20 protein-coding genes are annotated in these 21302 nt (G+C 58.0%); 9 read left to right on the top strand and 11 right to left on the bottom strand.

The features are described 5' to 3' along the window. Positions 1 to 40: 40 nt before the first annotated feature. On the bottom strand, positions 41 to 244 hold the full coding sequence (locus GOW93_RS09000; RefSeq protein ID WP_170383296.1) for a hypothetical protein: 204 nt from the start codon (positions 242 to 244) through the stop codon (positions 41 to 43). A gap of 641 nt (positions 245 to 885) precedes the next feature. On the opposite strand from GOW93_RS09000, the gene GOW93_RS09005 reads away from it, so the two are divergent. Next, entirely contained in the window at positions 886 to 2040 is a 1155-nt protein-coding gene (locus GOW93_RS09005) for a DcaP family trimeric outer membrane transporter (protein ID WP_254443503.1), read from the top strand. Between the two features lie 86 nt (positions 2041 to 2126). Here GOW93_RS09005 and GOW93_RS09010 read toward each other — a convergent pair whose 3' ends face one another. The 3 genes from GOW93_RS09010 to GOW93_RS09020 form a co-directional block, all read right to left on the bottom strand. Further along, a complete protein-coding gene (locus GOW93_RS09010; protein ID WP_170383298.1) occupies positions 2127 to 2480 on the bottom strand; it encodes a hypothetical protein in 354 nt (117 codons plus the stop codon). A gap of 130 nt (positions 2481 to 2610) precedes the next feature. After that, positions 2611 to 3096: a DUF6497 family protein gene (locus GOW93_RS09015; protein ID WP_254443504.1), complete on the bottom strand. Its 486-nt coding sequence runs from the start codon at positions 3094 to 3096 to the stop codon at positions 2611 to 2613. A 98-nt stretch (positions 3097 to 3194) separates the two neighbouring features. Next, the gene (locus GOW93_RS09020; RefSeq protein ID WP_170383300.1) at positions 3195 to 4727 is read right to left on the bottom strand and encodes an acyl-CoA carboxylase subunit beta; all 1533 of its coding nucleotides are present in this window, start codon (positions 4725 to 4727) and stop codon (positions 3195 to 3197) included. Positions 4728 to 4910: 183 nt separating this feature from the next. On the opposite strand from GOW93_RS09020, the gene GOW93_RS09025 reads away from it, so the two are divergent. Together GOW93_RS09025 and GOW93_RS09030 are read left to right on the top strand one after the other, a co-directional pair. Further along, positions 4911 to 6116 (top strand): multidrug effflux MFS transporter, encoded by a 1206-nt coding sequence (locus GOW93_RS09025; RefSeq protein WP_170383302.1) that lies wholly within the window; start codon positions 4911 to 4913, stop codon positions 6114 to 6116. A gap of 65 nt (positions 6117 to 6181) precedes the next feature. Then, positions 6182 to 7582 carry a helix-turn-helix domain-containing protein gene (locus GOW93_RS09030; protein WP_170383304.1) on the top strand — a complete coding sequence of 467 codons (1401 nt, stop codon included), beginning with the start codon at positions 6182 to 6184 and terminating at the stop codon, positions 7580 to 7582. Positions 7583 to 7656: 74 nt separating this feature from the next. On the opposite strand, the gene GOW93_RS09035 is transcribed toward GOW93_RS09030, so the two are convergent. The 6 genes from GOW93_RS09035 to GOW93_RS09060 all read right to left on the bottom strand — a co-directional run bounded on the left by GOW93_RS09035 (position 7657) and on the right by GOW93_RS09060 (position 13424). Next, entirely contained in the window at positions 7657 to 7896 is a 240-nt protein-coding gene (locus GOW93_RS09035) for a YdcH family protein (RefSeq protein ID WP_170383306.1), read from the bottom strand. Between the two features lie 78 nt (positions 7897 to 7974). Next, positions 7975 to 9633 (bottom strand): choline dehydrogenase, encoded by a 1659-nt coding sequence (gene betA, locus GOW93_RS09040; RefSeq protein ID WP_170383308.1) that lies wholly within the window; start codon positions 9631 to 9633, stop codon positions 7975 to 7977. A 73-nt stretch (positions 9634 to 9706) separates the two neighbouring features. After that, a complete protein-coding gene (betC, locus tag GOW93_RS09045; protein ID WP_170383310.1) occupies positions 9707 to 11215 on the bottom strand; it encodes a choline-sulfatase in 1509 nt (502 codons plus the stop codon). After that, positions 11212 to 11784, bottom strand: coding sequence for a choline-binding transcriptional repressor BetI (gene betI / locus GOW93_RS09050; protein ID WP_170383312.1), 573 nt, complete (start codon positions 11782 to 11784; stop codon positions 11212 to 11214). Before betI ends, betC begins: the two co-directional genes overlap by 4 nt. A 91-nt stretch (positions 11785 to 11875) precedes the next feature. Next, on the bottom strand, positions 11876 to 12784 hold the full coding sequence (locus GOW93_RS09055; protein ID WP_170383314.1) for a DMT family transporter: 909 nt from the start codon (positions 12782 to 12784) through the stop codon (positions 11876 to 11878). A gap of 40 nt (positions 12785 to 12824) precedes the next feature. Next, entirely contained in the window at positions 12825 to 13424 is a 600-nt protein-coding gene (locus GOW93_RS09060; RefSeq protein ID WP_170383316.1) for a LysE/ArgO family amino acid transporter, read from the bottom strand. Between the two features lie 86 nt (positions 13425 to 13510). On the opposite strand from GOW93_RS09060, the gene GOW93_RS09065 reads away from it, so the two are divergent. Both GOW93_RS09065 and GOW93_RS09070 read left to right on the top strand, forming a co-directional pair. Continuing rightward, complete coding sequence (locus GOW93_RS09065) at positions 13511 to 14428, top strand: LysR family transcriptional regulator ArgP (RefSeq protein WP_170383318.1); 918 nt, start codon at positions 13511 to 13513, stop codon at positions 14426 to 14428. 93 nt (positions 14429 to 14521) lie between these two features. After that, positions 14522 to 15211: a nitroreductase family protein gene (locus tag GOW93_RS09070; protein ID WP_170383319.1), complete on the top strand. Its 690-nt coding sequence runs from the start codon at positions 14522 to 14524 to the stop codon at positions 15209 to 15211. A 111-nt stretch (positions 15212 to 15322) separates the two neighbouring features. Here the strand turns inward: GOW93_RS09070 and GOW93_RS09075 are convergent, their stop codons facing one another. Then, complete coding sequence (locus tag GOW93_RS09075; RefSeq protein WP_170383321.1) at positions 15323 to 16063, bottom strand: YebC/PmpR family DNA-binding transcriptional regulator; 741 nt, start codon at positions 16061 to 16063, stop codon at positions 15323 to 15325. Between the two features lie 110 nt (positions 16064 to 16173). Here GOW93_RS09075 and GOW93_RS09080 point away from each other — a divergent pair, with 110 nt between their 5' ends. The 4 genes from GOW93_RS09080 (at position 16174) to GOW93_RS09095 (ending at position 21300) form a co-directional block, all read left to right on the top strand. Further along, a complete protein-coding gene (locus tag GOW93_RS09080) occupies positions 16174 to 17946 on the top strand; it encodes an SLC13 family permease (protein WP_170383323.1) in 1773 nt (590 codons plus the stop codon). 16 nt (positions 17947 to 17962) lie between these two features. After that, positions 17963 to 18697: a glutamine amidotransferase gene (locus tag GOW93_RS09085; RefSeq protein ID WP_170383325.1), complete on the top strand. Its 735-nt coding sequence runs from the start codon at positions 17963 to 17965 to the stop codon at positions 18695 to 18697. Positions 18698 to 18769: 72 nt separating this feature from the next. Next, positions 18770 to 19627 (top strand): bile acid:sodium symporter family protein, encoded by an 858-nt coding sequence (locus GOW93_RS09090; RefSeq protein ID WP_170383326.1) that lies wholly within the window; start codon positions 18770 to 18772, stop codon positions 19625 to 19627. 11 nt (positions 19628 to 19638) lie between these two features. Beyond that, positions 19639 to 21300 (top strand): FAD-binding dehydrogenase, encoded by a 1662-nt coding sequence (locus tag GOW93_RS09095; protein WP_170383328.1) that lies wholly within the window; start codon positions 19639 to 19641, stop codon positions 21298 to 21300. Positions 21301 to 21302 lie beyond the last annotated feature (2 nt).

A 21302-nucleotide genomic window follows, 5' to 3' on the forward strand; every position in this document is an offset into this window, starting at 1 on the left:
CACGATGACAGCAGGGGCGACGGGCGCCCCGGAATTTAGGTTAGTAGCAGTTCTGCTGGGTCTTGCAGTACAGCACGTTGCCTGCGGCACCGACCGCAGCCCCGACGAACGGGTCAGCGCTGAGCACCGCCGCACCCAAGGCCCCCGCGCCGCCGCCAAGCAACGCCTGTTCGCCCAAAGAGTCGCCGCAAGCGGCAAGGCCTGCGCAGGTTGCCGCGACCAGGAAGAATTTAGAGATTCGCATGATTTCTGCCCCTTCTGGAATTTTACCCGCAGAATTAGTCCAGAACGGCTGTTTTTCAACAACCGATAGTTCACATCCTCGTTGTGCGCAAATTTATGCCGCGAAACCCGAACCTTACGCGAAACGAAAAACGCGGGCAGGATTTTGTGTATGTCACAAACCTGCCCGCGGAAGGAAGGGGTACGGAATAGTAGGTGCTTGTGCGGCGCAGGCAAAGTAGAGCCGCACGGCCCGTTCACATTGCCTTGTAGAACACGGGTCGCAAATGACTCTTTGCGTCCAATGAGATTTCCGGCTGAAACCTGCCCATCTGACAAAATCTCGCGCAAATTGGTGCCGATATGGTTCTTGGATATCCCTGCTGATCTATCCGACCGGATCGTCACATTACTGTTAAAAATCGTGTCCACGCAGTGATTTTCTGCGCCGACGCCCTCACGCAAAGTATACGGGGCATGACAAGAATTTCTCCACCGGAACAGGGGCTTATTCCGTCCGGTCACGGACCTGTGATGTTGCAAGCGCTTACCCACACATTTGCTTGAGAACTTACTCCGATTCTCTCTCAATTTGGTGATTTCCCTCGTGGCGACTTGCGTGAAAAGTTGGCGGCGCACACTCGCACACAAGGAACTAATCCCATGAAAATAAAGGCTAAAACAGCCAGCCTGCTTGCTGCCAGCACGCTTTCCGTGACCGGCATGCAAGCCTTGGCGCAAGATGCACAAACACAAGCCGAGCTTGATGCTCTGCGCGCCCGAGTCGAAGCTCTGGAGTCCGTGGGGCCGGGCTCTACACCCGGAGAATTCAAAATCGGAAGTACCGCGCTGGACATCTATGGCTACGTCAAAGCCGACTTCTTCTATGATTTCGATTTTGAATTGGGCGACACGGCGGACACCTCGAATATTGGTGATCCCGACGCTGCCACCAGCGGTACTTTCGGATCGACCGTTCGTCAGTCGCGGATTGGCCTGCTTTCCAGCACGCAAACCGGAATTGGTGAAGTCGGCGGACAACTGGAATTCGACCTGTTTGGAAGCGGCGGCACTGCCGAACTGCGCGTTCGTCACGCCAACATCACAATCGGCGACAACTGGTTGATCGGTCAGTACTGGACCAACTTCCAGCCGCTGGACAGCTACCCGACCTCGGTTGAATTCGACGGCCCCGTAGGTATCCCCTTTGCCCGCGTTCCGCAGGTCCGCTACACCAACAGCTTCGGCATCGACAACACGGCATTTGCCCTGTCGATCGAAGAAAATGTCGGCGGTTCGGACTCGCGCGATCCGGTTTTCGTCGGCTCGGCTGAATATAACGACGGCACATTCCTGGCCCGCGCTTCCGCACTGTACGGTAAAGCCGAGAGTGGCGGTGTAGAAGTCGATCAGACCGGCTTTACCCTGTCCGGCTCCGTTCGTCCGTGGGCAGGTGGCCTGTTCCAGGTCAACTATGTCGACGGCGAAGCGCTTGGCCCGTACCTGATCGGTGCCGGTGACGCCATCGTTAACGGTGAAGCTAACGATGTTGACGGGTTCACCGTCGAACTTCGTCAGGACATCGGCGAAAAATGGAACGTAGGTATCGCCTATGGTGAAGTTGACTATGATCTGCCGACGGCCGACGGTGCACTGGCCTTTACTGATATCGAGACCGTTCACTTCAACGTATTCTACAAAGCGACGGACAACCTGACGTTCAGCGCCGAATACTTCTATGGTGAGCGCAACGATGTGAATTCGGGCACCACCTTCGACGCAGACCGAATTCAGCTGGCGGCGCAGCTGAACTTCTGAGGTACGATACCGATCCCGCCCTTCATTGGGCGGGGTCACACCACTAAGAGGTGTCCGGCTCATATGTGCGCCCACACCGAACATTGTCAGCGCGCACCGTCAAATATATCGGGAAACGACTGACGCGCGATATCCAGGTTGATAACCAGCAAAGCTTCATAGCTTTCGGGATCGAACGGATCTTCGACCGCAACGACTTCACGTTCGAACAACCAACTCAGGCGACCAGCGTCTAGATTGCCCCGTTCGAAAGGCTGATCCCCGAAATGTTGCCACAGTGCTTCCATAAAGGCAGCATCCGCGCGGCGATCAGCAGGCTTTCGATCCCGAAACCGCTCTCGGCGCGTGATGGGTGTGACGCCCTTGGGGTTGGCCCGACGAATAGTGAATTGAAAGTCAGTTCCGGGTAAGCGTCCGGGAAAGCCGCGGTGCTTCAGCATGCCGGCACCTCTTTCTTCGCCGTTTTCCGAAAAGATAATTCATTCCCAAGAGCAGACGGGATCATGTTGCGCACCTCCAAAGCCGCATTGGTTTTCAGAAATGCTCTGAGGTCGTGAATGTGTTTCATTGTCAGAGCCCCTCCCAGATACACCGGGACTCTTCCAGCCGGTAGGCTTCAAAGAACTGAGTTGCGTCAGGCTTGGATTGCCCGAATTCGGTGGGCCGATCCGACAATGAAATGACTACCCGCGCTGGCTTAAGTTCATATTTCGCCACATAAGCAACTGCGAGGGTCTGGCACAGGTGTTCCATATCCGCCGAGGCCACATCATATCCAATCCGACCGACGGTATATCCGATCTTGGGTGCGACGAAACGAAACCTGACCCACAATTCACCGGGATTGTCGTCCAGCAAAACATCGCTCAGATGCACAGGCTGCCCCGATGGAACAGGCAGAAGGTTGTCAGATTGGGCAACTGCTGTTGACGACCATGCCAGAAAGGCCAGAAAAAAGACGCGACCCCAGACCTGCGAGACGCAGGCTCCTCTCTCTGGAATCGCGCGCGCATGGCTTTTGGCCCGCGCTTTTTTATATCTGGCAAGGCAAGTCATTTATCAGCTTTGGTCTCAAAGTCAAACATACCGTCTGCCCCTCTTGCGTTAGCCGCCATCAGAAACTCTTCTGGCGGCCACGTGGTTCAGTGCGTTCCTTACAGTGGGATATTGTCGTGCTTTTTCCACGGGTTCTTCAGCTTCTTGTTACGAAGGCTGGCGAACGCGCGGGACACGCGACGGCGGGTGGAGTGCGGCATGATCACCTCATCGATGAAGCCACGCTCGGCGGCGACAAACGGGTTGGCAAACCGGTCCTCATAATCCTGCGTGTGCTGCGCGATCTTTTCCGCATCGCCCAAATCCGCCCGATGAATAATCTCGGTCGCACCCTTGGCACCCATCACCGCGATCTCGGCGGTCGGCCACGCATAGTTGAAATCGCCGCGCAGGTGTTTCGACGCCATAACGTCATACGCACCACCATAGGCCTTGCGAGTGATCACGGTGACTTTTGGCACTGTCGCTTCACCATAGGCGAACAACAGCTTGGCACCGTGTTTGATAACTCCGCCATATTCCTGCGAAGTACCCGGCAGAAAGCCCGGCACGTCGACCAGCGTCAAGATTGGAATCTCGAAACAATCGCAGAACCGCACGAACCGTGCCGCCTTGCGTGAGCTGTCGATATCCAGACAGCCAGCCAGAACCATCGGCTGGTTGGCGACAACACCAACGGTCTGCCCCTCCAGACGGATGAAGCCGGTGATGATGTTCTTGGCGTAGTCTTCCTGAATCTCGTAGAAGTCGCCTTCATCCGCCACTTTTGTGATGAGTTCCTTCATGTCGTAAGGCGTGTTCGGGTTGTCAGGGATCAATGTATCCAGCGAAGCCTCGACCCGCTCGGGGCTGTCAAAGAACGGGCGCACCGGAGGTTTCTCGCGGTTGTTCAGCGGCAAGAAATCGACCAGACGACGCACTTCGGCCAGCGCCTCGACATCGTTTTCGAACGCTCCGTCGGCGACCGAGGATTTCTTGGTGTGGGTCGACGCCCCGCCCAATTCTTCGGCGGTGACGACCTCGTTGGTGACGGTCTTCACAACGTCAGGGCCAGTCACGAACATGTACGAGGTGTCTTTGACCATGAAAATAAAGTCAGTCATCGCAGGGCTATAAACCGCACCGCCCGCGCACGGCCCCATGATCACACTGATCTGCGGCACCACGCCCGAGGCCATGATGTTGCGCTGGAAAACTTCGGCATAGCCAGCCAGCGATGCAACACCTTCCTGGATTCGCGCCCCGCCCGAGTCGTTGATTCCGATCACCGGCGCGCCGTTCTGGATCGCCATATCCATGATCTTGCAGATCTTCTGTGCGTGGGTTTCGGACAGCGAGCCGCCAAACACGGTGAAATCCTGGCTAAACACATAAACCATCCGGCCGTTGATCGTGCCCCAGCCGGTGACCACGCCGTCACCCGCAGGCTTTTGATTTTCCATCCCGAAATCGGTACAGCGGTGGCTGACGAACATGTCGAACTCTTCAAAGCTGCCTTCGTCCAGCAGCAGTTCGATCCGCTCGCGCGCGGTCAGCTTGCCGCGGCCGTGTTGTGCGTCGATACGCTTTTGCCCACCGCCAAGCCGGGCGTCGTTGCGGCGGTCTTCAAGCTCGGTCAGGATGTCTTTCATGGCGCTAATCCCCTGTGAAATTTCGCGCGACACTATACGCAGATGCGCCGAGACCAAAGCATCTTTCGGCAAATTTGCAAATCATTGGCAACAAAGTTGCGGAAAACTGTAAATTTGCTAAGTATCGGCTTGATAGACGTTCTTTGATAGCATTCCCTGAAGCTACGGCTATACATGTGAACCATGCAGTTCAGTTCCCCCACGACGCGCCGGTCGCCACCCAATATTTCGACGCTAGTTTTGCTGTCCGGGCTGTCAGCCCTTAGCCTGAACCTCTTCCTGCCCAGCCTGCCAAATATGGCGCTGCATTTTCAGGCCGACTACAAAGTCATGCAGCTGTCAATCGCGCTGTATCTTCTGGTCAATGCCGTACTGCAAATCCTGATCGGCCCGGTTGCAGATAAGGCCGGGCGCCGCCCCGTTCTTCTATGGGGGTTGGCGCTGTTCCTGATCGCTACGCTGGGCTGCATCTACGCCCCTACGATCGAAGTCTTTCTGGCCTTCCGCATGTGTCAGGCCATCGTGGTTGTGGGTATGGTGCTCAGCCGGGCCGCGGTGCGTGATATGTATGATCAGGATCAGGCAGCCTCGATGATCGGTTATGTCACGATGGGCATGGCCGTCGTTCCGATGATCGGTCCAGCCATCGGCGGCCTGCTGGAAGAGAACTTCGGCTGGAAAGCCAATTTCTGGCTGCCCTTCGCTCTAGGCGTCATGACGCTGGCCCTTACATTTACCGACTTTGGTGAAACCTCCTCCAAAAGCGGCAAGACGTTGGTGCAGCAATTTCGTGAATATCCGGAACTGATACGCTCGCCGCGGTTCTGGGGCTATTCACTGTCCTCTGCATTATCCTCGGGTGCATTCTTTGCCTACCTCGGTGGGGCACCCTTCATCGGCACTGAACTGTTCGGCCTCAGCGCGGCACAGGTTGGCATCTATTTTGGCGCGCCGGCAGTTGGATATTTCTGCGGCAACTTTCTGAGCGGCCGGTATTCGGTTCGCTTCGGCGTGAACCGAATGGTACTTTGGGGGTGCTGGCTGAATGCGGCTGGTGTCGCCTTGTCCGCCGCCCTCTTTCTGGCGGGCTTTGGAACTGCACTCAGCTTTTTCGGGCTTATGACGTTTGTGGGCCTCGGAAACGGCATGACAATTCCCAACGCCACCTCTGGCGCCCTGTCGGTTCGCCCACATTTGGCCGCCACCGCCTCTGGCCTGAGCGGCGCCATCATGTTGGGCGGCGGCGCAGGGCTCAGCGCCCTTGCCGGAACCCTACTGACCCATGAAACCGGCGCGATGCCTTTACTGTGGTTGATGCTGGCGACTTCGGCGTTGGCCATATGCGCCATCGCCTCAGTTATCCGGCGCGAAAGGCAACTCGGCCTATAACACGGGTTGCGTCGAAAGGTTTGCAAAGTTAGCCTTTAAAAATCGAATAATTGCAAAGGCGACCCATGGCGACCCAAAAGCTCTATGCCGGTGCAAAACTGCGCGAAATGCGCACGCGCCTGGCCCTGACGCAAAAGGAATTTGCGACCAAGCTCGGCGTATCCTTACCCTACCTGAACCAAATGGAGAACAACAACCGGCCGATCTCCACCACGGTTATTCTGGCATTGGCGCAGGAATTCGGCATGGACGTGACCGAACTAAGCACCGGCGACAGCGAACGTTTGGTCTCGGATATGCGCGAGGCACTGGCCGATCCGGTTTTCGATGATGCCATTCCGCCCTTGGCGGACCTCCGCCTGACGGCATCAAACGCGCCTGCGTTGGCCCGTGCCTTCATCGCACTGCACCGCACGTATCGGCAAACCCACGAACGGCTGGCCTCTTTGGACGAAGCGCTGGGCCGTGAAGACGCGCAGATACAAGCCAGCCCCTGGGAGGAAGTGCGCGACTTCTTCCACTATTGCGACAACTATATTGATGCAGTCGACCGCGCGGCCGAGCGGTTTTCGAGCCGAGCGGAAGAATCCGGCGGAATCCGAGCAGCAGCCATCGAAAGCCTTGGCGAACGAGAAATTCGGGTGCAATTCGCCGACATACCTGATACGCGAAAATACGCCCCCGACAGCAAAACATTGCAACTGTCGTCCCGCATTGCCCCTCAGACGCAAGTGTTCCAACTCCTGCTTCAACTGGCGCTCATCAGTCAGGACAAACTGCTCGAGGCCACTCTGGACTTCGCCAAATTCCAAAGCGAAGAGGCACGCGCCATCGCGAAGATCGGCCTAGCCAATTATTTCGCTGGCGCATCTCTGATGCCCTACGATAAATTCTTGGCGGCAGCGCAAGACTATCGGCACGATCTGGAACTTCTCAGCAATCGGTTTGGAGCCTCCATCGAACAAATCGCGCACCGCCTGTCGACACTGCAACGTCCCGGTGCCAAAGGTATTCCTTTTTTCTTCGTTCGCGTCGATCAGGCCGGTACGATCACCAAGCGCCACTCGGCCACGCGCCTGCAATTCGCCAGGTTCGGCGGCGCCTGCCCCCTGTGGAACGTCCACCGAGCTTTTGAAACCCCCGGGCATTTCTTGCGGCAATTGGCGGAAACACCGGACGGTGTCCGCTATATCTCACTGGCTCGGGATGTGTCTAAATCTGGTGGCTCATTTGGCGCGCCCGTGCGCCGCTATGCCATAGCCCTAGGTTGCGAGGTTCGCCATGCCGAGGCCCTAGTCTATGCCGACAACCTCGATATCAATAACGCCAGCGCCTACGAACCAATCGGCATTTCGTGCCGTATTTGCGAGAGGCAGACCTGCCACCAACGCTCGGTTCCGCCGCTGGAACGACGCCTGTCGATTGACGCCCATACCCGTGGCACCTTGCCTTACGAAGTCACCTGATCTTCACCTGGCCTGAAAATATCCCGGGGGAGTCGCGGCCTGCCGCGACGGGGGCAGAGCCCCCGCCCTGAGTTTCATGCTTTCGTCAAGATCGCCCAGATCTCATCCTTGAGCGCTGCGCGTTTCTTGCGCAATTCTCCCTCGGCCAGATCTTCCATCGGTTCAATATTGGTTTCCGCCCGATGAACGACACGGTTGATCTCGTGATACTCATCAGCCAGCCGGGCGAAATGCGCATCTGATTGCTTGAGCTGGCTCATAAGTTCAACTTTTTCCGGAAACTCTTCGGCCAGTTCATGCGGGGTGTGGGACATTCCTGTTCGCTCCTCAAATATGTCGTTGCGATTCAGGTCTAAATGTATTTGCCACACCCCGCTTTGACGCGGATCAAATCAACGCTGCGCTGTCGCCCATGCCGGGTGAATCCACGGGCGGTCATTGGCTTTCGGCAGGGATTCCTTGCCCAACAGGTGATCCGATATCTTCTCCCCTACCATGATCGACGGCGCGTTGAGGTTGCCGTTGGTGATCTGAGGGAAAATCGAGCTGTCGGCGACGCGCAACCCGTCAACGCCGATCACACGGCCCTCCGGATCAACCACTGCATTTTTGTCATCGGCGCGGCCCATACGGCAGGTACCGCAGGGGTGGTAAGCACTCTCGGCATGTTCGGCGATGAACCCATTCAGTTCCTCGTCCGTCTGCACATCAGCACCCGGTTGGATTTCCTTGCCCGCATAGGGTTTGAACGCGTCTTGCCCGAAAATCTCGCGGGTCAGGCGGATACATTTGCGGAAATCCTCCCAATCCTTTTCGTGGCTCATATAGTTGAACCGGATCATAGGAGCATCCTCGGGCTGGTCCGAGCGCAGCTTGACCGCCCCGCGCGAGGGCGAGCGCATCGGCCCCACATGCGCCTGGAAGCCATGCCCTTCGGCCGCAGCCTGCCCATCGTAACGCACGGCGATCGGCAGGAAGTGATACTGGATATCCGGGTATTCCACCCCCGGATTGGACCGAATGAATGCCGCGCTTTCGAACTGGTTCGATGCACCAAGCCCGGTTTTGGTAAACAACCATTGCGCCCCGATCAGGCCCTTGCTGAACAGATTCCAGTGCTTATACAGCGTGATCGGCTGCAGCGAAGCCTGCTGGATATACAGTTCCAGATGGTCCTGTAGGTTTGCACCCACGCCGGGGCGGTCAGCAACAACCTCAATTCCATGCTCTGCCAGATGAGCCGCCGGACCGATCCCCGACAACATCAGCAACTTGGGAGAGTTTATCGAGGACGCGGCAAGCACCACCTCGCGTCGGGCGCGGATGATCTCCTTGTTGCCGCCGCGGATCAGCTCAACGCCGGTCGCACGGCCGTTTTCCATGACCACGCGCGACGCTAGACCACGCACGATATCGCAATTGTCGCGCTTTAGCGCAGGCTTCAGGTAAGCATTCGCTGCAGACCAGCGCCGTCCTTTCCAGACGGTCTGCTCCATCGGGCCGAAACCTTCCTGTTTTTCGCCGTTGTAGTCGCCTGTAACTTCGTAACCCGCCTGCTGCCCAGCATCGACAAAGGCTTGGAACAGAGGATTCTCACGCGGGCCGCGCGACACATGCAGCGGTCCGTCTTTACCTCGCCACTCTGCATCACCGCCATGACCGCCATCGTGCCATGTTTCCATGCGTTTGAAATAGGGCAGCACGTCCGAGTATGACCATCCATCGGCGCCCATCTCGGCCCAAGTATCAAAGTCACGCGCATGGCCGCGCACATAAACCATGCCGTTGATCGAGGACGACCCGCCAATCACTTTGCCGCGTGGGCAGGCCAGTTGGCGATTGTTCAGGTGTGGCTCGGGCTCGGACCGGTAACCCCAGTCATACATCGGCATGTTCATCGGATAGCTCAGCGCCGCGGGCATCTGGATGAACGGCCCGGCGTCGGTGCCGCCATGTTCGATCACCACAACCGAAGCTCCGGCTTTGCTTAGGCGATAAGCCATTGCACAACCGGCGGATCCGGCGCCAACAATGACGAAATCTGCTTCCATTTTCAGGTCTCCATGACCCGCCGAGCCTGTTTAAGACGCCTCCGGCGGGAGTATTTTCAAAAAGGTGAAGAGGCTATTCGCCACGTGGAAAACGGGCGTTTTCCTCAACGACATTCAGATCCATGTGATTGCGCATGTACCGCTCGGACGCTTTTTGCAGCGGCTGGTAATCCCATGGGTAATAGCCACCCTGCCGTAGCGCCTCATAGACAACCCAACGACGAGCCTGACTGGCGCGCACATCCGCGTCGAATTGATCCAAATCCCAACGCGCCTCGGATTTTGCGCGAAGGGTTTGCAGAGTTCCGGCATGAGCGGGATCACCAGCAAGGTTGATCTGTTCGTGTGGATCAGCCTCGAGATCGAACAGTTGATCCGGGTCCAAGGCGCAGCGGTTGTATTTCCATTTGCCATAGCGCAGCGAAACCAATGGGGCATAAGACGCTTCAGCCGCGTATTCCATGGCCACAGGCGCGGTACGCTCATCCCCCTTCGCCAAAGGCACAAGGTCTTCACCATCTGTCCAAGGTGCGATTTCGGCCATATCGACACCCGCCAATGCGCCCAGTGTCGGGGTCACATCAATTGTCGAAACCGGAGTATCGATCCGGCCCGCAGGCAGATCCGGGGCCGAGATCATCAGCGGCACGCGCGCCGAGCCTTCATAAAAGTTCATTTTGAACCATAGACCCCGTTCGCCCAGCATATCTCCGTGATCCGAGACAAAGAGGATGATTGCCTCTTGTCGCGTGGTTTCCAGCACTTCGAGGATTTCACCGATCTTGTCATCCAGATACGAGATATTCGCGAAATAGGCGCGGCGAGATTTGTGGATATCTTCCTCGGTAATGTCAAAGCTGCGCCAGTCATTGGCGTCGAAGATACGCTTGGAATGTGGATCCTGATTGTCATAGCCAAGGTCTGCAACTTCGGGCAAAAGGTGCTCGCAGTCTTCGTACAAGTCCCAATATTTCCGACGTGCCACATAGGGGTCGTGCGGATGGGTGAAGCTGACGGTCACGCACCACGGTCGGTCGTCCTTGCCACGCGCCAGATCGTAAAGCTTGGCCTTCGCGTTGTAGGCGACCTCGTCATCATACTCCATCTGGTTGGAAATCTCGGCCGCACCCGCGCCCGTTACCGAGCCCATATTGTGATACCACCAGTCGATACGTTCGCCCGGCTTGCGGTAATCCGGCGTCCAGCCGAAATCAGCGGGGTAGATGTCGGTGGTCAGGCGATCCTCGAACCCGTGCAGTTGATCGGGGCCGACAAAATGCATCTTACCGGACAGACATGTGTAATACCCGGCGCGACGCAGATGATGCGCATAGGTGGGAATGTCGCTGCGGAACTCGGCTGCGTTATCATAGACCCCGGTTCGCGAAGGCAGCTGGCCCGACATAAAGCTCGCCCGTCCCGGTGCACAGAGTGGCGAGGCTGTATAGGCGTTGGCAAACCGGGTCGACCGTTCCGCCAACTTTTTCAGGTTGGGTGCATGCAGCCAGTCTGCGGGACCGTCGGGAAAGAGGGTTCCGTTAAGCTGATCCACCATCAGGATCAGAATGTTCGGCTTTGTCATTTTTCAGCCTCGAGCAGAGTGTTGAGGACACGCATTGCGTGGTTCACCGCCAGTTGCGGTTCTTCCGGGGCGCTCAGCGCGGCGCGGATATAAAGACCATCGATCAGAGCGATCATGTTCTCGGCAGCCTCAACCGGATCGCGCATCAAGGGGCGCAGGGCGTCGACCAGGTTGGATCGGATTCGCGCCTGATAAATCTGCCACAGACGCAAGGCGTCATCGTTGGTCTGGGCCAGGACATAAAACGTCATCCATGCCGCGATCACATCGGGCGTAAAACAGGACGGTGCAAAACAGGCCCGGATGACGGCCTGGGCCCTCTTGTTTGGGGCAGCGGCCCTCAGTTCTCCCCGCGCTTCATTCCCGAAATCGGATAGGATGCGGCGCATAGCCGCCAGAAAGATCTGATCTTTGCCGCCGAAATAATGATGCGCCAATGCGCTGGACATTCCTGCCCGCTTGGCAATCTGGCTGACGGTCACATCGAGGGACTTTTTCGAGCCAAGCTCGGCAATCGTCGCCCTGACGATCGCGTCACGGCGGATTGGTTCCATTCCGAGTTTCGGCATAGCTGCCCCCTTCCTGCGGCTTGACAGAAAGAACGCTACGAAGATTTTATTGACCCGTCAATCAATAACCGTATGTACGCGCTGAAAGTCGCTAGAGCTTGGGCGCGATGCTTGGCGTTGTCAGGTTACTGCGATTTAGAACCGCCTCTCGCCAAGCGATAAAGCTTACAGCGGACAAGATCAGCGTACCCCCTGCAACGACCCATATGTCAACACTTTCGTGGAAGACCAAAGCACCCAACAGCGTGGCCCAAATCAATTGCAAAAATGTTACCGGCTGCGTGACCGCCACCGGGGCTGCCTGCAACGCCAGCGTCATAAAGTAGTGACCAGCGGTGGCGAAGCTGGCGACCAGAAACAGCACTCCGATGTCGCGCCAACTGGGCGGCTCCCAAACTGCGATAGCAAAGGGTATCAACCCCAGTGTTACCCAAATCGACAGATGCGCAACGACAACTGCGGGCGGGATATCACGCACCAGCAGTTTGGCCAGCAGGTAAGACCCGCCCAGCATCAGTGCAGTACCCAGCATGGCCAGATGGCCAGTCGAAACCTCGCGAAAACCAGGCCGCAGGATGATCAGAACTCCGATCAGAGCCACCAAAATCGCGGCGACCCGGCGAAAAGCCAGTTTTTCGCCGAGAAACAACGCCGCCCCCAGCGTGACATAGACCGGCGTCATGTAATTCATGGCCGTAACCTCGGCCAAGGGGATCTGCGTCATCGCGTAGAACCACAACATCACGGCGACCGCGTGAATAACCCCGCGCACGCCGAACAGGGTCACGAGCCGGGGCGTCAGGCGCGTTGTCAGGATTGCACGCAACGCTGGCAGCAGGAAAACGAGCCCTAGAACATATCGCAAAAATGCCGCCTGGATTGGATTCATGGTCGTTCCCAGTGATTTGACCAGGGCCGTCATCACCACAAAGGATATCCCGGCTGAGAACATCCAGAACATGCCCGCAAGGGGGCGGTAAGAGGCGGCAAGCTGTGTCATGCCGAAATCTGAACACTGAAATCCGGGCGGGAACAACCCTTCACATGGCAACAAGTTTTAAAGCAATACTCAGCATGACGACACCGATCACTACATCCAGAACCTGCCAAGCGCGCGGTCGGGCAAAGACAGGGGACAAGACCCCTGCCCCGTAACCCAGTGAAAAGAAGAACACGAAACTGGACAGCATCGCACCCACGGCAAAAGCCATACGGTCGTCATACTGCGCCGATATCGACCCGATCAGGACAACCGTATCTAAATAAACGTGCGGATTCAGCCATGTAAAAGCCAACACGGTCAACAGAACCGACCGCAGGCTGGCACGCTGACCTTTGCCCACATCCATCGCAGCCCCTCCGCGCCAGGCCGATTGCAGGCTGCGCAGCCCGTACCACGTCAGAAAGATGGCTCCGCCGTAGCGCATTGCCGTTTCAAACCATGGCGCCGCCTCTGCCAAGGCACCGAACCCCGCGACACCCGCGGCGATCAGAATAGCGTCGGACACGGCACAGGTCAGGCACAGTGGAAACACATGCTCGCGCCGCACACCCTGCCGCAATACGAATGCGTTTTGCGCACCAATGGCAAGGATCAGGCTGAAGCCCAGAGCGAAGCCAGCGAAAAGAGATGGGGACATGTGACCTCCTGCGTTCTGATGCGTTGACTACGGGCATTGGGTCCATCTATCAAATTAAAGATGCTAACCGAGATTAAGTTCAACTAATGCTGCTTGACCCCATTCATCTGTCGGCTTTGTCCTCGATCCTGCGCCACGGAAGCTTTGACGCCGCCGCTGACGAGCTTGCAGTAACACCGTCTGCCATCTCGCAGCGGATCAAAGCGTTAGAGGACCGTGTCGGCGCGGCGCTGATCCACCGAGGGACACCTTGCACCGGCACCCCGGCCGGATTGCGCATCGCGCAACATGCCGAAGACATTGGGCTGCTCGAATCCAGGCTGGTCCAGGAACTGACGCTGAAGCAGGCGACCGGTCCGGCACGTGTTCGAATAGCCATACCCGCCGACGTTCTGGCCACCTGGTTCATAGACGCCATGGCTTTGGTTGATGGGCTGTTGTTCGACCTTGTTCTTGACGATCAGGACCATTCGGCAGAATGGCTGAAGCGTGGTGAGGTTAGCGCCGCCATAACCGTGGGCGGCCAACCCGTTTCCGGCTGTGACAGCTTTGCCCTCGGCAATCTGAGGTACATCGCGACTGCGAGTCCGGATTTCATACGACAGTGGTTTTCCCCCGGCGTAAACGAGCAAACGCTGGCCAGCGCGCCTTGCCTGACCTTCAATCGCAAAGACAGCCTGCAAAGATCGTGGATTGCCGCACAAACTGGCCGTCGGATCACACCGCCCTCACATTACCTGCCCTCGTCGCAAGGTTTTGTTGACGCGGCGATCGCCGGTTTGGGCTGGGGGATGAACCCTGTTGGATTGGTGCGGCCCGCGCTGGAAGACGGCCGGTTGTGTCCGCTAAAGCCGAACGCGCCGCTGGACGTTCCTTTGACATGGCAGGTCGGTCGCGTCCTTGCACCGGCGCTGGCTCCCCTAACTGCTGCGGTCCGGAAAGTGGCAAGGGATGCCCTTTTGCCAGAACAATCGCAACATCTTCCTTCGGGTCAGTGCCCGTGAGACGGCCATGCCCCGCGCGTTCTTGCTATTGTCCCCCATACGCTAGTGACTATAGCACTAACCCGGCAAGCGGCACATTTTCGGAGCAACCACATGTTTTCACGCGACTCTCTTAGTTACGACCCAATCCCCCTGCCCGACCGCAGCACATTCACCGACGACGAGATGAAAGGCGCGGCATTCGCGTTTTACAATAAGATGCGTCAGCGACATACGGTAAGGGATTTTGTGGACCGACCGATTGCGCGAGAAGTGATCGAAACCTGCATTCGCACTGCAGGTACCGCGCCTTCAGGCGCCAATCATCAGCCCTGGCATTTCGCAGCAATTTCGGATGCCGCGCTGAAGCTGCGAATTCGCGAAGAGGCCGAAGAGGAAGAGCGTCGTTTTTACGCCGGTGGTGCCGGAGATGAATGGATCAAGGCGCTGGAGCCCATCGGCACGGATGCGGTCAAGGAACATCTGACAGTGGCCCCCTGGCTGATCGTGGTCTTTGCCCAGCGCTGGGGGCAGTTCGAGGACGGAACGCGGTACAAAAACTACTACGTGCCGGAAAGCGTGAACATCGCCACGGGCTTTCTGCTGGCAGCGTTGCATCACGCCGGGCTTTGCACCCTGACTCACACGCCTAACCCTATGCGGTTTCTGAATGACGCGCTGGGGCGGCCCGCGTCTGAAAAACCGACAATGATTATTGCAGTTGGGCACCCGTCGGAAACTGCGACAGTTCCCAGTGTCGCCAAGCTGAAGAAACCGCTGGACGAGATTTCGTCTTTTTTCTGATCTCAGCCCTACCCGCAAAATCATACTTTTGCCCAAAGGTGCGGCAACCGACGGCTGACACGAAAAAACCCGGCCAGATGGCCGGGTTTCAAAAGTCTGCCTTAGTCCAGCTTAAAGCTGCGCCATGACCTCATCCGTCGCTTCGAAATTGGTTGTGACGCGCTGCACGTCATCGTCATCTTCCAGCGCATCGACCAGCTTCATCAGCTTTTGCATGTCTTCCAGACCAAGTTCGGTCGTGGTGGTTGGCTTCCACACCAGCTTGGTCGATTCCGACTCACCCAGAGCGGTTTCCAGCGCGTTCGACACATCGTTCAAATCGGTATCCGCGCACCAGATGATGTGGCCGTCTTCCGAGCTTTCGACATCTTCGGCCCCGGCTTCGATCGCGGCTTCGAAAATGGTATCCGCGTCGCCGGCGTCCGCCTGATAGACGACCTCACCTTTGCGGTCGAACATGAACCCGACCGAGCCGGTCTCACCCAGATTGCCGCCATTCTTCGAAAACGTCGAGCGCACGGTGGATGCGGTCCGGTTGCGGTTGTCGGTCATCGTCTCGACGATCACCGCGACGCCGTTCGGGCCATAGCCCTCGTACCGGATTTCTTCGTAATCGTCGCCTTCGCCCGCAACCGATTTCTTGATCGCGCGGTCGATCACGTCCTTGGGGACCGAGTTCGACTTGGCCTCTTTCACCGCCAGACGCAGGCGCGGGTTCTTGTCGGGGTCGGGGTCGCCCATCTTAGCAGCGACAGTGATTTCTTTCGACAGCTTGGAAAACAGCTTGGACCGCGCGGCGTCCTGACGACCCTTGCGGTGCTGGATATTGGCCCATTTGGAATGGCCTGCCATGGTGCGTCCTCGTGATAGTGATTGCGTATTCGGCGCTCATATAGACGTTTGCGGGGGACAGGATCAAGAGAGCGGCTTGCGAGACGCCCCCTTGTGGGTATGGTGACCCAATGACGACAGATCAGATTATTCTTTTTGCCCTTTTCGCCACTGTTTTCGGAATGCTTCTGTGGGGGCGATTTCGGTATGATCTTGTGGCGTTTTCCGCATTGCTGATCGGGGTTGTTTTGGGCGTGGTGCCCGTGGATGACGCTTTTGCAGGATTTGGCCACCCGGCCACCATCATTGTCGCGCTTGTTCTGGTGGTATCAGCCGGATTGGTCCGCTCGGGGGCGGTGTTCCTGATCACGCGCACCTTGGTCGACGCATCGCGCGGGTTGGGTGCCCATATCGCGCTGATGGGCGGAATCGGTGCTGTCCTGTCGGCATTCATGAACAATGTGGCCGCGCTGGCCCTGCTGATGCCGGTCGACATCCAGACCGCGCGCAAGGCCGGACGGTCAGTTGGCCTAACCCTGATGCCGCTGAGCTTTGCCACCATACTGGGAGGAATGGCCACACTGATCGGGACACCGCCTAACATCATTATCGCCTCGATCCGCCAGGAAACACTGGGGGAGCCGTTTCAAATGTTCGACTTCGCCCCTGTCGGAGGGGTGGCGGCCATTGCCGGACTGGCCTTTGTGTCGCTGATCGGCTGGCGGCTGATCCCGAACCGTGGCCCGCAGGAGGAAACGTCCGAGGCGCTGGCCGAATACATCGCTGAACTAACCATCCCTCCGGACTCCGCACATATAGGCAAGCGGGTCAGCCAACTATACGAAGCAGCCGAGAAATCCGACGTCGCCATCATCGGCCTGATCCGCGACGGCAAGCGGCGCTATGGCCGGTCGGCCCACGCAACGTTGAAAGAAGGCGACGCGCTGGTACTGGAGGCCCGCCCCGAGGCATTGGATGAATTCCGCGCGGCGCTGAACCTCGATTTCTCGGACACGCGACGTCAGGAGTTGCTGACCGCCGAGGGCGACGGTCTGGAGGTGATCGAAGTCGTCGCCACCGAAAGCGCGCGCATCACCGGACGCACCGCGCAGGGGCTAGGTCTGGCTTGGCGGCAGAGTACCGTGCTGATGGGCATCTCGCGTCAGGGCCGCCGGATCACTGAACAAGTCCGCAAAACCGAGGTCGAAGCGGGTGACATTCTGCTGCTGCTCTGCCCTCGCGATCGCAGTGCCGATGTGACCGAATGGTTGGGCTGCCTGCCGTTGGCCGAGCGTGGGCTGAACGTCACCGCCAATGACAAAGCATGGCTGGCCATCGGCCTGTTCGCTGCCGCTGTGCTGGCGGCCAGCGTCGGGCTGATCTATCTGCCAATTGCGCTGGGGTTGGTTGTGGTGGCCTATGTGCTGACCAAGATCATGCCGATTGCCGATCTCTACAATCATATCGAATGGCCTGTGGTCGTGCTTCTGGGCTCCATGATCCCTCTGGGCAGCGCCTTGGAGACTTCGGGCGGCACTGAACTGATCGCCAATGCGCTAGTGCAACTGACCGACGGCCTGCCCGCTTGGGCGATTCTGACCGTACTGATGATCGTTACCATGACCCTGTCGGACGTGCTGAACAACACCGCCACGGCAATCGTTGCTGCCCCTGTCGGCATTCAGATGGCGCGCACGCTTGAGGTGTCGCCCGACCCGTTTCTGATGACGGTCGCCGTTGCGGCGTCCGCCGCGTTTCTCACCCCAATCGGGCACAAAAATAACACTCTGGTGCTTGGACCCGGCGGTTATCACTTTGGGGATTATTGGCGCATGGGGCTGCCTCTGGAAATCCTCATTGTCGCAGTTTCCGTCCCCGCCATCCTTGTCTTCTGGCCGCTTTGACGGGTAAGGGCAACGCATGAAACGATTTCTTATCCTGCAACTGCGCCCGGAAACCGAGGCATCGGACGCCGAATATGCCTCGATCCTAGATAAAACCGGTCTATCACCGGAACAGACGCACCGCATCCGACTGGATTGCGAGGATCTGCCCAACGGGCTGAACGTGACCGACTATGCCGGCGTTATCGTCGGTGGCGGCCCTGGCTGCGTCAGTGATGATCCGGCGACAAAATCCGAGGTCGACGCGCAGGTTGAAGCGTCCATCATGGGCCTGATGCCGCAAATCACCGCGAATGATCATCCATTTATGGGTTGCTGCTATGGCCTTGGCATTCTGGCCGCACATCTGGGCGGGGATGTCAGCAAAGACCAGTTCGGAGAACCCGTTGGCCCATCAACCTGTCACCTGACAGATGAGGGCGCGCGCGATCCACTGACTGCCGGGCTGGGCGACAGATTCGACGCATTTGTCGGCCATAAGGAGGCCGTTCAGGCCCTGCCCGATGGCTGCGTGCATCTGTTGGCCTCTGATCCCTGCCCGTTTCAGATGATCCGCTGGGGCCAGAACGTCTATGCCACGCAGTTCCACCCCGAGGCTGACGCACGGGATTTCGAACAGCGCATCAATATCTACAAGGATTTTGGCTATTTCCCGCCCGAGGACGCCCAGCGCCTGATTGATATCTGCCACGCGGCGGATGTTACCAAGCCGGGCGAAATCCTGCGCCGCTTCGCCCAGCGCTATGGATGACCCAACGGCGCTGTTGCCTGCGCCATGAACCCTCGCTTAGGCTGATCCGAATGGCTTTGGGAGGAGTTGTACTTGGATTTGCTTATAAATGTCGGCCTACCGCTTTCGCTGGCCATTATCATGCTGTCTCTGGGCGTCGGGCTGCACGTCGATGATTTCAAACGCGTACTAAGCCGAGGTTACCCCTTTGCTATTGGCGCGCTGAGCCAAGTTGTTCTGCTACCCATTGCGGCCTTTGTCATCGTCAAACTATTCGCATTGCCACCTGAAATCGCGGTAGGCTTCATGCTGCTCAGCTTTTGCCCCGGTGGTGTTACAAGCAACATCCTGTCAAAACTGGCGAAGGGTGATGTTGCCCTTTCCGTCAGCCTGACTGCCGTAATCAGCCTGCTGTCCATGATTACAGTCCCTGTGCTAGCGGCGTGGTCGATCGCCCATTTCATGGGTGAAGACGCCCCTGAGGTTTCAATCACCGGGCTGGCCATCGCCATGTTCCTTATCACCACCCTGCCCGTGGCCATTGGCGTCAGTCTCAGACACTTCGCAACGGGATTTGCGCGAAAGATTGAAGGTCCATTGTCGAAGGCTGCCACCGGTCTGTTTGTCCTGATCGTTCTGGCCGCCGTGGCTGGAAATTGGCAACTGCTTGTCGACAACCTTGGGATTATGGGGGCTGGGTTGATATCCCTATGCGTTTCCCTGTTGCTGATTGGGTTGGGCCTGGCTCGCTTAGCAAAATTGTCGTGGGATGAAAGCAAGACGATCTCAATCGAGACTGGAATCCAGAACTCGACATTGGGGATCACACTGGCGGCCTTGATCACGGGCACTGAAAGCGGGTTCAGCCCACTGGCCCTGCCCTCGGCTGTTTACGGGATCATGATGTATGTCGTGGCCCTGCCTTATATTGCTTGGCTTCGTAGCCGCTGAAAGGACAGGACATGGACAACAACACTGCTGATGCCATTGTTGTCGGGGCGGGTCTGGCCGGACTGGCGGCCGCAGCCGAGCTGGGCGATCGTGGCAAAAAGGTAATTGTGCTGGATCAGGAGCCCGAGCATTTTCTGGGCGGGCAAGCGCACTGGAGCCTTGGCGGCCTGTTCATGGTCGACACACCGGAACAACGGCGGATGGGGATCAAGGACAGCCACGAGCTGGCCTTGCGCGACTGGATGGGTAGCGCGCAGTTCGATCGTGACGAAGACGCTTGGCCCCGCAAATGGGCCGAGGCTTATGTAGAATTCGCCGCCGGTGAGATGCGTCCTTGGCTGCATGAGATGGGCTTACGTTGGTTCCCCATTGTTGGTTGGGCCGAGCGTGGCGGGTCTTATGCGGATGGTCATGGCAACTCTGTGCCTCGGTTTCACATCACCTGGGGCACGGGTCCGGGTGTTCTAAAGAACTTCGTTCGCCGGGTGCGCGAACACGTCAGCGCCGGGTTGATCGAGCTGAAGTTTCGCCATCAGGTCAGCCACATCATCATGCAGAACGGCTGCGCCAAGGGTGTCTCGGGCGAGGTTCTGGCAGACGACAAAGCATCCCACGGCGCCAAGACCAATCGTGATGAGGTTGGCGAGTTCGAGGTCTATGCCCCTTCGGTCATCGTCACCTCGGGCGGGATCGGCGGCAATTTCGAGATGGTGCGCAAGAACTGGCCGCGTGATCGGTTGGGCGAACCGCCCAAAGACATGGTGGCTGGCGTTCCTTTCCACGTCGATGGCCGCATGATCGGCATCAGTGAAAAGGCGGGCGGGCATGTGATCAACGGCGACCGGATGTGGCACTACACCGAAGGCGTGCGCAACTGGAACCCGATTTGGCCATCGCATGGCATCCGTATCCTGCCCGGCCCCAGTTCAATGTGGTTCGACGCGCGCGGCAATCGGCTAAAGCCGCCCTGCATGCCGGGGTTCGACACGTTGGGAACGCTGCAGGAAATCCTGAAAACCGGCTATGAATACAGCTGGTTCGTGCTGACCCAGAAGGTGATCAAGAAAGAATTCGCCCTGTCCGGCTCGGAACAGAACCCCGACATGACAGAGGGCGGCTGGCGCGAGGTGCTGTTTCAGCGCGTGCTAACCGGTTCAAAAGCCACTGCGCCGGTCGAAGCATTTAAGGAACATGGCGAAGATTTCATCGTCGCCAATACCCTGACCGAGCTGGTCAGCGGCATGAACCAGCTTGGCGGCGGGTTGATCGACGAGACCCATCTGCGCGCCCAGATCGAGGCGCGGGATTCACAGGTCGACAATCCATTTACCAAAGACGCCCAAATGGCAGCCATTCTGGCCGCGCGAAACTACCGGGGGGACAAGCTGATCCGAACCGCCAAACCGCATAAGTTCCTTGACCCGGCAAATGGCCCCTTGATCGCCGTGAAGCTGCATGTGCTGACGCGCAAGACCCTGGGTGGACTACAAACCAATCTGGACAGCCAGATGATCGGTGTGGATGGTCAAGTCGTCCCCGGCCTGTTCGCAGCCGGAGAGGTCGCCGGCTTCGGCGGCGGCGGCTACCACGGCTACAACGCGCTAGAAGGCTCGTTTTTAGGCGGCTGCATCTTCTCGGGCCGAAATGCCGGGCGATCAAGGGCCGTCGCGTGACG

Origin of the sequence: Ruegeria atlantica, assembly GCF_013032455.1 — a bacterium.
Taxonomy (GTDB): Bacteria; Pseudomonadota; Alphaproteobacteria; order Rhodobacterales; family Rhodobacteraceae; genus Ruegeria; species Ruegeria atlantica_B.

What these genes read in the sequence shown, in the direction of transcription:
- GOW93_RS09000 (WP_170383296.1), bottom strand. Translation starts at nt 244, where the DNA reads ATGCGAATCTCTAAATTCTTCCTGGTCGCGGCAACCTGCGCAGGCCTT.
- GOW93_RS09005 (WP_254443503.1), top strand. Translation starts at nt 886, where the DNA reads ATGAAAATAAAGGCTAAAACAGCCAGCCTGCTTGCTGCCAGCACGCTT.
- GOW93_RS09010 (WP_170383298.1), bottom strand. Translation starts at nt 2,480, where the DNA reads ATGCTGAAGCACCGCGGCTTTCCCGGACGCTTACCCGGAACTGACTTT.
- GOW93_RS09015 (WP_254443504.1), bottom strand. Translation starts at nt 3,096, where the DNA reads ATGACTTGCCTTGCCAGATATAAAAAAGCGCGGGCCAAAAGCCATGCG.
- GOW93_RS09020 (WP_170383300.1), bottom strand. Translation starts at nt 4,727, where the DNA reads ATGAAAGACATCCTGACCGAGCTTGAAGACCGCCGCAACGACGCCCGG.
- GOW93_RS09025 (WP_170383302.1), top strand. Translation starts at nt 4,911, where the DNA reads ATGCAGTTCAGTTCCCCCACGACGCGCCGGTCGCCACCCAATATTTCG.
- GOW93_RS09030 (WP_170383304.1), top strand. Translation starts at nt 6,182, where the DNA reads ATGGCGACCCAAAAGCTCTATGCCGGTGCAAAACTGCGCGAAATGCGC.
- GOW93_RS09035 (WP_170383306.1), bottom strand. Translation starts at nt 7,896, where the DNA reads ATGTCCCACACCCCGCATGAACTGGCCGAAGAGTTTCCGGAAAAAGTT.
- betA (WP_170383308.1), bottom strand. Translation starts at nt 9,633, where the DNA reads ATGGAAGCAGATTTCGTCATTGTTGGCGCCGGATCCGCCGGTTGTGCA.
- betC (WP_170383310.1), bottom strand. Translation starts at nt 11,215, where the DNA reads ATGACAAAGCCGAACATTCTGATCCTGATGGTGGATCAGCTTAACGGA.
- betI (WP_170383312.1), bottom strand. Translation starts at nt 11,784, where the DNA reads ATGCCGAAACTCGGAATGGAACCAATCCGCCGTGACGCGATCGTCAGG.
- GOW93_RS09055 (WP_170383314.1), bottom strand. Translation starts at nt 12,784, where the DNA reads ATGACACAGCTTGCCGCCTCTTACCGCCCCCTTGCGGGCATGTTCTGG.
- GOW93_RS09060 (WP_170383316.1), bottom strand. Translation starts at nt 13,424, where the DNA reads ATGTCCCCATCTCTTTTCGCTGGCTTCGCTCTGGGCTTCAGCCTGATC.
- GOW93_RS09065 (WP_170383318.1), top strand. Translation starts at nt 13,511, where the DNA reads ATGCTGCTTGACCCCATTCATCTGTCGGCTTTGTCCTCGATCCTGCGC.
- GOW93_RS09070 (WP_170383319.1), top strand. Translation starts at nt 14,522, where the DNA reads ATGTTTTCACGCGACTCTCTTAGTTACGACCCAATCCCCCTGCCCGAC.
- GOW93_RS09075 (WP_170383321.1), bottom strand. Translation starts at nt 16,063, where the DNA reads ATGGCAGGCCATTCCAAATGGGCCAATATCCAGCACCGCAAGGGTCGT.
- GOW93_RS09080 (WP_170383323.1), top strand. Translation starts at nt 16,174, where the DNA reads ATGACGACAGATCAGATTATTCTTTTTGCCCTTTTCGCCACTGTTTTC.
- GOW93_RS09085 (WP_170383325.1), top strand. Translation starts at nt 17,963, where the DNA reads ATGAAACGATTTCTTATCCTGCAACTGCGCCCGGAAACCGAGGCATCG.
- GOW93_RS09095 (WP_170383328.1), top strand. Translation starts at nt 19,639, where the DNA reads ATGGACAACAACACTGCTGATGCCATTGTTGTCGGGGCGGGTCTGGCC.